Here is an 11,112-nt window from a genome sequence, read left to right on the forward strand (position 1 = left end):
CGCTCTCCCTTCTCCTTCGTGCGGTCGCTACCGAAGAAGAGAGAGCGCGTCCGTGCCCCCGCTATCCTGCCGGCCAAGTCATTCGTGCTCAAGGGGGATACGGGCCTGATCGAGCGGCGCGTGGGGGCTCGCCTGCTTCTCGCCGACGACGTGGCCGCCGCAGCGCGGGCACTCGGTTCGCACGAGGCCGGAAAAGCCGTTTTCGAGGAGCCTTTGCCTGTGCGCGTCTACTCGGCGGACCCGTGGGAAACGGTGCTGGCGAGCCGCGTGTGCCTGGACGGGAGGTGGTGCGTCCGCGAGCGATACCTCGCGCTCGCCTCCGCGTTCTGGGAAATGACGTTCTTCGGGTTCGCGCACGACGCCGCCGTCGCGGGGAGGATGCGGGAGGAGGCCGCTTGGGCGTTGGGCTCTCCTGCGGATTCGGATGGTCTGCCCGCTGCGGCATCCGATCTGCGGGCGGAGCGGGCGCGCGCCTTCGGGCTTGCGGTGCCGGATCCGCTCGATCTCGGCTACCGGTCGGCGTCGGCCGACCGGGTCGGGCGCCTCAACCTCCTGTGCGAGCTTGACCTGTGCCGTCGGCTCGTGAGGGCGGCGCCCGGCCTTGGTCGGGTCGGGCGCCAGGCGGCTAGTCGGCAACCTCCACCAACGTGATTTCGAAGGTGAGGGCCTCGCCGGCGAGGTTGTGGTTCATGTCGAGCGTCGCAATGCCGTCTTCGATGGCCTTGACGAGCACGGGGAAGGGCTGCCCTCCCGGTCCCATCATATACACGGTCTGTCCGACGGGGAGCTTGTCCCCGTCGGGGATCCGGTCGATGGGCATGCGCCTGACCAGGTTCTCGTCCCTCTCTCCATACGCTTCGCCGGTGGGGATGCGCACGGTCTTCGTCTCGCCTTCGGCCATGTCCTTCACGGCGGCGTCGAACCCGGGGATCATCTGGCCCGCCATGCACGTGAACTCGATGGGTTCGCCGCGATCGACGGACGAATCGAACTTCGATCCGTCGTCGAGCGTTCCCGTGTAATGCACCTTGACAATTTTGCCTTCGTTGCTCATGGAGAGCTCCTTTTCGTCGGGGTCGATGCCGTCAGTTTACCCGAGCGGGTGCGCGTTTCGGTCCTCGGACCGAGCCTGCTCCAACTCGCCACAAGTTCCAAAAGAGGTTTCAAAGCGCATCCGGTCGGGAAGGTCCCGCACGCTCAGCAAGGCGATTTCGAAGTTCAGCGCCTTGCAGACGGCGTCATGGTTCAAATCGAAAACGGCTTGTGTTTCCCCAACCTCCACAAGACGCGCGGGATAGGCGCTCCCGTCGGGGCGCTCGAGGGTGGCTATCTCGCCCACGGCCAAACGAACCTGTTGCGGAACGTCTTCAAGCGGGATGCTCAGCAGGCGGTCGGGCGTCCTTTCCTCGTACGCCTCGTCGGCGCCCACGCGCACGGTGCGCGTCTCGCCCGGAGCCATGCCGCGCACCGCGTTGACGAAGGCCGGCGGCATCCATCCGTCGATGCAGGGAAACTCCACGGGCTGCGCGGTCTGGTCGATGAACACGGTCCCGTCGTCGAAAAACCCCCGAAAGGTCACCGTCGCCATCCGGCCTTCGTTGCTCACCGTTTCTCCTCGGCCAGGTCGGCCAGCGTGATGCGCCTTTCGACCAGGTTTCCTAAAGGCTCCAGGTACGCTTGCTCGTCGGCGTCAAGCCCGCGACGGGCCAGCTCGAAGAGCCGGTCGCACAGCTTGGCCGCAGGGCGTTTGTACACCTCGGCTTCGTAGCCGCGCGCCATGAGGTCGACCTTCGCCCGCTCGTAGTCGGCGGACCGCACGTGCGAGAACAGAGCGTCGAGCACATCCAGGTTCTCCGGCAGGTAGAACAGGCCCTTGACGAGGGCCGCGTAGGCCAGCGCGTAGGGGACGGGCATCGCGTCGGCCGGCCTGATCTCTATGTAGGTTTTCAGTCGGACATCGTTGAAGAACATCGACACCGCGTGCTCCACCTCCGCGCGGGTCATCGTGCGTTCGGCGTAGATGTCGCCGAACGTCTGCTCGGAGTAGCGCCATCCTCCGTCAGAGCAGGGGACCAGGATCGCGGGCGTGTCCAAGATGTAGGAGGCGTAGCGGCGCAGCGTGAACGAGGGATCGAGGACGCCGGGGACCAGGCCGCAGCGGTCGTTGTCCACGTGGCGCCAGATGTGCGTGCGGACCAGTTTGCGCGTGCGGGGCGTCCCTTCGAACACAGGGGCGTTGTCGCAGATGAGCGACAGCAGCGGCACGGCGGCGTAGGCCAGGCGCAGCTTTCGCAGGCAGTCCTCGACGCTCGTGTAGTCGATGGAGATCTGGGTGGACGCGCTTCCGCGCATCATGCACGGTCCGCACGTGTCCCGCTCTCCCAGGTAGCGGTTCATGAAGTCGTAGCGCTGCTTTGGGATGAGCTCAAGGTCGCGCGCTGCCGCCGTGGGGTGGTACCCTTCCGTGATCGCCCTCATGCCAAGGGGGGAGAGGATGCCTTCGAGCAGCTCCTCGAACGAGGCGAACGCCCTTTCCGCCGCAGCCAGGTTGGCGAACGGTCCCGCCGAAAGCTCCAGCTGCGCGGACGGCTCGATGGTGACGGCCTCTCCGGGACGCGACACGCCCAGAAGGTCCCCTTCCGGGTCCGTCGTGACGTCGGGATAGGAGCTGCGCAGCTGATCGAGCAGCCAGGCCACGCCGTGCTCGCCGCGGTAGGGGACCGGCGATCCGTCATCGCGCACGATGGTATGCTCAAGCTCTATCCCCAGATCGCCGTGCGTTCCCGCCGGCTTCACGCCGCTTTCGAAGTACGCCGTCAGAGCATCGATGTTGCTCTTTCTCGCGGGTTGGTTGCGAACTTCGCCCGGCGCGTCGCGTCGTTCGCATGCGACTGTTTTATTCATGTAGCAAGCTCCCTGAACCCTGCACCTTCCATGCAATCGTACCGTACTTTGTATACAATACTCTTTCGGTCGCCGACCTTGTCGGCAAATCGGAATCCATTCGTTTTTCCATTCGAGGACGAGGCTGGGTTTGGACGTTCATATCACAAAAAGAACAGCGCTGCTTTTGCTGCTCGACATATTTGCGACGTACGCCGCCTACTGGCTCGCCTCCCTTTTGACCGACGTCGAGGGAGAGGTGTTCGTCAACAACGAGATCTATTTCATCTTGGGCATCCTCGCCGTCATCAACGTGGTGGTCCTGGCCATGTTCCGCCTGTACAACAATTTGTGGGAGTACGCCAGCGTCGACGAGGTCATCCAGATCGTCTTGGCCGTGGTCCTCTCCACGCTCGGCGGCGCGGTGTTCCTCTGGGTCATAGACGTGCGGCTTCCCATCCGTGTGTTCTTCGTCGCCTGCTTCCTGCTCATCTTCTTCATGGGCGGCATGCGGTTTTTGTTCCGGGTCATGCGGCAAAAAGGGCGCGCTTTGGCGTCCGCGCAGCGCCCCTGCGACCGCCCCCGCACGCTCGTGGTCGGCGCGGGCGAGACCGGATCGCTCGCCATCGGACGCATGGCCTCGATGGACCCCCTCATGCCCGGAATCCCCCTCGTGGCCACCGATGACGACCGGGCCAAGCGCGGCAGCCGCATCCACGGTGTGAAGGTGGAGGGCACCACCGACGACATCGTGAACCTTGTGGACAAGTACGGCATCGAGCAGATCGTGGTGGCCATCCCCTCTTCCACGCCCGAAGAGCGCAAGCGCATCTACGGGGAGTGCACCAAAACCGACTGCAAGCTGCGCACCCTGCCCAACGTGCGGGAGCTCTCGCTCGACGAGATAGGCGATGTTCGGCTGCGTGACGTCGATGTGGCGGATCTTCTGGGCCGCGAGGAGATCGTGCTGAACACCCGCGCCGTGTCCGGCTACATCGCCGGCGAGACGGTGCTCGTCACAGGCGGCGGCGGCTCCATCGGCAGCGAGCTGTGCCGGCAGCTGTGCGCGGTGGCCCCCGCCCGCATCGTCGTCTTCGACATCTACGAGAACGACGCCTACATGCTGCGCAACGAGCTTTTGTCCGAATACGACGACATCGACGTGGTCATCGAGATCGGCAGCGTGTGCGAGGAGCGGCGCGTGAGGGAGGTGTTCGAGAAGTACCGTCCCGGCGCGGTGTTCCATGCGGCGGCCCACAAGCACGTGCCCCTCATGGAGGCGTGCCCGCGGGAGGCGCTGCGCAACAACGTGTTCGGCACGCTCAACACCGTGCGCGCGGCCGACGCCTACGGCGCTGCGCGCTTCATCTTCATCTCCACGGACAAGGCGGTGAACCCCACCAGCGTCATGGGCGCCACCAAGCGCATGGGGGAGATGGTGATGCAGTACTACGCCCGCACGTCGAAGACCATCTTCTCGGCCGTGCGCTTCGGCAACGTCTTGGGCTCCAACGGCAGCGTCATCCCGGTGTTCCAGCGTCAGATAGCGGCCGGAGGGCCGGTCACCGTCACCCACCCGGACATCGAGCGCTTCTTCATGACCATTCCCGAGGCGTCGCGCCTGGTCATTCAAGCAGGCGGCATGGCGCGTGGCGGTGAGATATTCATCCTTGACATGGGCGAGCCGGTCAAGATCGTCGACTTGGCGCGAGGGCTCATCCAGCTTCAGGGCCTCACGCCCGACGTGGACGTCAAAATCGCGTTCACCGGCCTGCGCGAAGGCGAGAAGATGTACGAGGAGCTGCTCATGGACGAGGAGAGCACGCTTCCCACGGACAACCAGTCCATCATGGTGTCCACCGGTCAGGACATCGGCTACGACGAGGTGGCTGCGAAGCTCAAAGAGCTGGAGGCGGCCCTGGAGAAGACCGACGCCGAAGCGGTGGCCATTCTGGAGGACGCCGTGCCCACGTACCGCCACACTCCCAACAGGTGAGGGGATCGCCGAACTCCCCGCGGGCCGGCTTCCGCTCACCGTTTCCTTCCTCCTTGCTCCAGCCTGGTTTCGTGCGTTGCGTTTTCGTTTCCCCGCTTGTCAAAAGGTTCGAACTTTCCTAGGATGGTATCCGTCAATGCGGGTCCCCGCCGTCGGGCACATGGGCGGGCGAGGGGCCGCGAAGCATCGCGCCCGCGTATCGGGCCGGAGGACGGAGGGATCGACATGGCGATCGCGACGGGTATCGTGGGGGCGGCGGGGTTCGCCGGCATCGAGTTGACGAGGCTTGCGCTGCGCCATCCCGATCTCGAGCTGTCCGTTGTCACCTCCAACGAGCTGGCCGGCACGCCCGTGTCGGCGGAGTACCCCGGCTTTCTCGGAGCAACCGATTTGGTGTTCGCCTCGCACGACGATCCGGCGCTCGATGAGTGCGACCTTGTGTTTTTGGCCGTGCCGCACACCGCGGCGCTCGCCATGGCGCCGCGGTTTGTGGAGAGGGGCGCTGTGGTGGTAGACCTGTCGGCCGACTTTCGCCTGAAGGACCCGGGCGTCTACGAGCGATGGTACGCCACGCCCCACACCCAAACCGACCTGCTTGCCCGCGCCGCGTTCGGCCTGCCCGAGCTGTTCGGCGACGACCTCGCCCGCGCTGCGGAGGACCGGCGGGCCGGGCGCGGGGCGCTCGTGGGGTGCGCGGGATGCTATCCCACGGCCACCTCGCTCGCCGCAGCGCCCGCCGTGCGCGCAGGGATTGTCGCTAAGGGCGCGCCGGTTGTGGTCGATGCCATATCGGGCGTCACCGGGGCGGGCAAGAAGGCCACGTCCCGCACGCATTTCTGCTTTGCCGACGAAAACCTGGAGGCGTACGGCGTGGCCACGCATCGCCACACTCCCGAGATCGAGCAGATTCTCGGGTTGGAGGGCCGCCTCGTGTTCACGCCGCATCTCGCCCCGCTCAACCGCGGGCTTCTCTCCACGGTGAACCTTCCCCTTGCGCCCGACGCTCCCGCCGACGCGGCGGAGGTCGTGGAGCTTTACCGCTCGTTCTATGACGACGCGCCTTTCGTGCGCGTGCTCGATGCAGGCTTTATGCCGAAGACCTCCTCGGTCGTCGGCACCAACTACGCTCATGTCGGCGTGGCCGTCAACGGATCCGCGCGCATGCTCGTCGCGGTGTGCGCCATAGACAACTTGGCGAAGGGCGCGGCCGGCCAGGCCGTCCAGTGCGCCAACAGGGTGTGGGGCCTTCCGGAGGCCCGCGGCCTCGAGTCCATCGCCGTTCCCGTCTGATCCCCGCCGATCGCCAGCAAGAGAAAGGCTGCCATGATGATGCAACAGACCACGGCTCCGGCGCCTTTGCGTCCCGTTTCGGCCCCGTTCGGGGCCGCAGTCCCTCCTCCGGAGGGCGCAGGCGGCGCGACGGCGGCGCGGGGCTTTCGCGCGGCGGGAATCCACGCGGGCTTTCGCAAGGAGCCCGGTCGTCTCGACCTGGCGCTCGTTGTGGCTGACGAGCCGTGCGCATGCGCTGCGGTGTTCACCAAGAACGTGTTCTGCTCGGCGCCGGTTGCGGTGTCGCGCGAGCAGCTGGACGGCGCGGGCTACGGAACCGCGCGCGCGGTGGTGGTGAACTCGGGCAATGCGAACGCCGCCACGGGTGAGGCCGGTCTTGAGGCCGCACGCCGCACAGCGCAGATCGCAGCTGACGCGGTGGGCTGCCCGGCGTCGGAGGTGCTCGTCGCCTCCACGGGCGTCATCGGCGTTCATCTGCCGCTCGATCCCTTCGTCTCCGGCGTGCCCGCGGCTGCGGCCGCGCTCTCGATCGCCGGCGGCTCCGACGCCGCGCGTGCCATCATGACCACGGACACCCGGCCCAAAGAGGCCGTCGCGACGTTTTCGGGCGACGGCGCGGGCTACGACGGATGCACGTTCACGGTGGGCGGCATGGCAAAGGGATCCGGCATGATCATGCCGGACATGGCCACGATGATCGCGGTGCTCACCACCGACGCCCCCGTGGCGCCCGACGCGCTCCACGGGGCGCTCGTCCGCGCGGTCGGCGAGAGCTTCAACAAGGTGACGGTGGACTCCGACACCTCCACGAACGACTCGTGCTTCCTGTTCGCGAGCGGCGCCGCCGCTTCGGGCGGCGCGCCGGCCTTCGACCCCAACGGCCCTGCGTTCGAGCGGTTCGAGGAGGCGCTTTGCGCGGTGTGCCAAAGCCTTGCCCGTGCCATGGCGTCCGACGGAGAAGGCGCGACGCGCCTCGTCACGGTGAACGTGTCCGGCGCCGCCACGCCCGCCGACGCCGACGCGGCGGCGCGCGCGGTGGCCAACTCGCCGCTCGTCAAAACGGCGGTGTACGGCCATGACGCCAATTGGGGCCGCATCGCGGCGGCCATCGGCAAGTCGGGCGCGACGTTTCGCCAGGAGGATGCGGCCATCGACATCATGGGCATGCCCGTGTGCCGCGGCGGCCTGACCGTCGCGTTCGACGAGGACGAGGCCCTGCGGCGCTTTGAGGCCCCGGAGGTCGTCATCGACGTCGATCTGGGCGCGGGAGATGAGGAAACCACGGTTTGGACGTGCGATCTCACGCACGATTACGTTACGATAAACGGAGATTACCGATCATGAAGTACGCAAAGGACACGCGCCCGAAGGGCGCATCGCATAAGGCGGCGGAGGTCCTCGTCGAGGCGCTCCCCTGGATCAAGAACATCACCGGAAAGACCGTCGTCATCAAATACGGCGGCTCGGCCATGGTGGACGAGCAGCTGCGCGCCGACGTCATGAGCGACATCGTGCTGCTCAAGATCGTCGGGGTGAACCCCGTGATCGTCCACGGCGGAGGGAAGGCCATCACCGAGGCCATGGACCGCATGCAGCTGCCCGTGGAGTTCAGGGAGGGCCAGCGCGTCACCACGCCCGAGGCCATGGAGCTTGTGCGCACCGTGCTCATGGGCAAGGTGAACCAGGAACTTGTGGAAACGCTCAACGCCCACGGCAATTTCGCCGTCGGCGTGTCCGGCGCCGACGCGGGCGTCATCGTGGCCAAGCAGGCCGATCCCGAGCTCGGCCGCGTCGGGAGCATCACCCGCATCAACCGCCCGCTGCTCGACGACCTCGTGGAGGGCGACTACATTCCCGTCGTGGCGTCGGTGGCGCTTGGGGAGGACGGGGGCTTCTACAACGTGAACGCCGACATGGTGGCCGGGCACATCGCGGCGGCCATCGGCGCGCACAAGGTGATCTTCCTCACCGACGTGGACGGCCTGTACGAGAACTTCGACGACAAGGACACGCTCATCTCCAACCTGACGCTGTTCGAGGCGCAGTACATGGTGGAGAACAACATCGTGTCCACCGGCATGATCCCCAAGCTGAAGTCGTGCATCAACGCCCTTGAATCGGGCGTGTTCCGCGCTCACATCCTGAACGGCACCACGCCGCATGCCCTGTTGCTGGAGCTTCTGACCAGCACGGGCGTGGGCACCACGATGCATTCCACCGAGGAGGCGTGCACGTTCGACGCGCATCCTCTGGGCAATTTCGCTTCGAAGCTCATAGAAAACCGCCTGCCCGGCAACGGATCCGGCGCTTCGATCAACGGTTAGGAGACGCGCACGATGGGTTTCAACGAGGAAGAGCGGCTCGAGTCCGCCTACGTCATGGGCACGTACGCCCGCAAGCCGGTCGAGCTGGTGCGGGGCAGGGGCATGCGGGTGGAGGATTCCGAAGGCCGCGCGTATCTGGACTTCGTGTCCGGCGTGGGCGCGGTCAGCCTGGGCCACTGCCATCCGGCCCTCGTCTCGGCGATCCGCGACCAGGCGGAAACGCTCGTGCATGTGAGCAACTACTACTACATCGAACATCGCGGCGAAGTTGCCCGCGCGGTGTCGGACCTGTTGAACGCGTGCGTGCCCGAAAAGGAGCGTGCGCCGTGGCGAAGCTTCTTCTCGAACTCGGGCGCCGAGGCGAACGAGTGCGCCTTCAAGCTGGCGCGCCTGCATGCCAAGAAGCGCGCCCACGCCGCTGCGCTTGCCTCCGGCGCCGACGAGGACGCCGCCCGCGCCGCTGCCGACGCGGCGCCGCGGATCATCGTCACGCTGGGCAACAGCTTCCACGGGCGCACGCTCGCCACGCTTGCGGCCACGGCGCAACCCGCCAAGCAGGAGGCGTTCCAGCCCCTGCCCGACGGCTTCGTCCGCGCGTCCATCAACGACGTGGACGCCTTGGAGGCGCTGTTTGCCGAGCAGGGGGATGCGATCTGCGCGCTCATGGTGGAGTGCGTCCAAGGGGAGAGCGGCGTGCACCCCTGCACGGCCGAGTTCCTGCAAGCCGCCCGGCGCCTCACGCAGGAGCGCGGCGCCCTGCTCATGTGCGACGAGATCCAATGCGGCGTCTACCGGTGCGGCACGCATCCGTTCGGGTTCCAGCATTTCGGCGTGGCGCCGGACGTGGTGACCATCGCCAAGGGGATCGCCTCGGGCTTTCCCATGGGCATGTGCGCCGCGCGGGCGGAGGTGGCCGATTCCTTCGCGGCGGGCGACCACGGCTCCACCTTCGGGGGCAGCTGCCTTGCCATGGCGGCCGCCGAGGCAACCTTGCGCGCCCTTGCCGACGAGGGCGTCGCCCAAAGCGTCGAGCGCGTCGGCGCCTACTTGCGCGAGAAGCTCGCCGCCTTGCCCCATGTGGCCGAGGTGCGCGGCTTGGGCCTCATGGTGGCCGCCGATCTGGACGAGGGCGCGAGCGCGCCCGACGTGGTGGCCGCAGGCTTGGACGAGGGCCTGCTGCTCAACAGCACCGGGCCGCGCACGCTGCGCTTCCTGCCCCCGCTCGTGTGCGCGGAGGCGGACGTCGACGCGCTTTGCGAGCGCCTGGGCCGCATCCTCTGAGCGATCGATGGCGCCCCGTCCCGGCTTCCAGGCGTTCTGGAGGTCGGGGCGGGGCGGGAGGCCGCGTTTGCGGGAATCTTTCCGCACTTTTGAAAATTCTGGACCCGAAGCCTCCCGATATAAGGTACTATTTACTGCATATTTTCGAGGCGTATTTGCGCGATTCTGCATACGCCATGCGAAAATGCGAAAGTGGAACCGTATGTGTTTATCCTCGGAGAACAGAGAGAATCGCAGGCATGAGGAAGCGGCAGCAACGGCATGACATTATTCGCGACATCATTCGCGAGCACAATGTCAAAACGCAGCGGGATCTTGCGAACCAGCTGCAGGCCGCAGGCTACGAATGCACGCAGGCGACCATCTCCCGCGACATCATGGACATGGGTCTGGTGAAGTCGCGGGAGGGCTTCTACGTTCTTCCCGAGGAGATGCGGCTCCAGCGCATGGTTTCCGAACTGGTTGAAGAGGTGCACGTGGCTGGCAACATGGTGGTGGTGAAGACGTTTTCCGGCGGTGCCGCCGGCGTTTCCGCCGCGCTCGACAAAGCCAACCTGCGTGGCGCCTTGGGCACCGTGGCGGGCGACAACACCATCATGATCGCGGCTGAAAGCCCCGAGATGGCCATCGAGGTCGAGCGCGCCATCGACCGTCTGCGACGACGTTAGTCGTCTGTCTTTTGCGCGAGGGACGCTTTTCTCCCTCTTCTCCCAAACGCTGCCAAGCAGCATGAAGCCGTGAGGGCCGCCCGGCGCTCACGCCGTCGCGAAAAGCCGCGATGCGCACAGGAATTCGTGTATCCGCATGCCGACTCCCGGTCGTGCGAATCCGCGCCCCGCCTGTGTCCCGCATCGTAGACCCGGGCATACCCGCAAATGCGAACCCATAGGGAAAGGACTATCGTCATGGCTGATCAGAAAGACAAAGTCGTACTCGCGTACTCGGGCGGCCTCGACACCTCCGTATGCATCAAGTGGCTTCAGGAGGAGAAGGGGCTTGACGTCATCGCCGTGGTCGGCGACGTGGGGCAAGAGCACGAGGGGCTTGAGAAGATCAAGCAGAAGGCCCTCAAGGCCGGCGCGCTCGACTGCCTCGTCGTGGACATGCGGGACACGTTCGCCAAAGAGTACCTGTCCAAGGCGCTTGCGGCCAATGCCCTCTACGAGAACAAGTACCCGCTCGTCTCGGCGCTTTCGCGGCCGCTCATCTCGAAGCACCTCGTGGACGCCGCGCACAAGTTCGGCGCGAAGCACATCGCCCACGGCTGCACGGGCAAGGGCAACGACCAGGTGCGCTTCGAGGCCAGCATCACGATGCTCGATCCCGACATCGAGATCC

General features: G+C 66.2%; 11 protein-coding genes. 8 read left to right on the forward strand and 3 right to left on the reverse strand.

Features of this window, described 5'->3' with window-relative positions; genetic code table 11:
• Positions 1-651, forward strand: a 651-nt coding sequence (locus tag ACWKY3_RS06200) for a hypothetical protein (RefSeq protein WP_449315555.1), incomplete at its 5' end; no start/stop codon positions are given.
• Here the strand turns inward: ACWKY3_RS06200 and ACWKY3_RS06205 are convergent.
• From ACWKY3_RS06205 to ACWKY3_RS06215, 3 genes are read right to left on the reverse strand one after another with little or no spacing between them, the layout of a single operon-like run.
• Complete coding sequence (locus tag ACWKY3_RS06205; RefSeq protein ID WP_449315556.1) at positions 626-1,054, reverse strand: FKBP-type peptidyl-prolyl cis-trans isomerase; 429 nt, start codon at positions 1,052-1,054, stop codon at positions 626-628. The genes ACWKY3_RS06200 and ACWKY3_RS06205 overlap by 26 nt on opposite strands.
• Before the next feature lie 36 nt (positions 1,055-1,090).
• The gene (locus ACWKY3_RS06210) at positions 1,091-1,606 is read right to left on the reverse strand and encodes an FKBP-type peptidyl-prolyl cis-trans isomerase (protein ID WP_449315557.1); all 516 of its coding nucleotides are present in this window, start codon (positions 1,604-1,606) and stop codon (positions 1,091-1,093) included.
• Positions 1,603-2,904: a glutamate-cysteine ligase family protein gene (locus ACWKY3_RS06215; RefSeq protein WP_449315558.1), complete on the reverse strand. Its 1,302-nt coding sequence runs from the start codon at positions 2,902-2,904 to the stop codon at positions 1,603-1,605. Before ACWKY3_RS06215 ends, ACWKY3_RS06210 begins: the two co-directional genes overlap by 4 nt.
• A gap of 166 nt (positions 2,905-3,070) precedes the next feature.
• Between ACWKY3_RS06215 and ACWKY3_RS06220 the strand changes: the two genes are divergently transcribed.
• From ACWKY3_RS06220 to ACWKY3_RS06250, 7 genes are all read left to right on the forward strand, one after another.
• Complete coding sequence (locus ACWKY3_RS06220) at positions 3,071-4,879, forward strand: polysaccharide biosynthesis protein (RefSeq protein ID WP_449315559.1); 1,809 nt, start codon at positions 3,071-3,073, stop codon at positions 4,877-4,879.
• 225 nt (positions 4,880-5,104) lie between these two features.
• Positions 5,105-6,169 carry an N-acetyl-gamma-glutamyl-phosphate reductase gene (argC, locus tag ACWKY3_RS06225; RefSeq protein ID WP_449315560.1) on the forward strand — a complete coding sequence of 355 codons (1,065 nt, stop codon included), beginning with the start codon at positions 5,105-5,107 and terminating at the stop codon, positions 6,167-6,169.
• A gap of 33 nt (positions 6,170-6,202) precedes the next feature.
• Positions 6,203-7,513 (forward strand): bifunctional glutamate N-acetyltransferase/amino-acid acetyltransferase ArgJ, encoded by a 1,311-nt coding sequence (gene argJ / locus ACWKY3_RS06230; RefSeq protein WP_449315561.1) that lies wholly within the window; start codon positions 6,203-6,205, stop codon positions 7,511-7,513.
• Positions 7,510-8,493 (forward strand): acetylglutamate kinase, encoded by a 984-nt coding sequence (gene argB / locus ACWKY3_RS06235; protein WP_449315562.1) that lies wholly within the window; start codon positions 7,510-7,512, stop codon positions 8,491-8,493. Before argJ ends, argB begins: the two co-directional genes overlap by 4 nt.
• 12 nt (positions 8,494-8,505) lie before the next feature.
• A complete protein-coding gene (locus ACWKY3_RS06240; RefSeq protein WP_449315563.1) occupies positions 8,506-9,774 on the forward strand; it encodes an aminotransferase class III-fold pyridoxal phosphate-dependent enzyme in 1,269 nt (422 codons plus the stop codon).
• 239 nt (positions 9,775-10,013) lie between these two features.
• The gene (locus ACWKY3_RS06245) at positions 10,014-10,442 is read left to right on the forward strand and encodes an arginine repressor (protein ID WP_449315564.1); all 429 of its coding nucleotides are present in this window, start codon (positions 10,014-10,016) and stop codon (positions 10,440-10,442) included.
• A gap of 237 nt (positions 10,443-10,679) precedes the next feature.
• Positions 10,680-11,112: argininosuccinate synthase domain-containing protein (locus ACWKY3_RS06250; RefSeq protein ID WP_449315565.1), on the forward strand; the 433-nt coding region annotated here is incomplete at its 3' end.

The organism is Rubneribacter sp., from assembly GCF_965361815.1.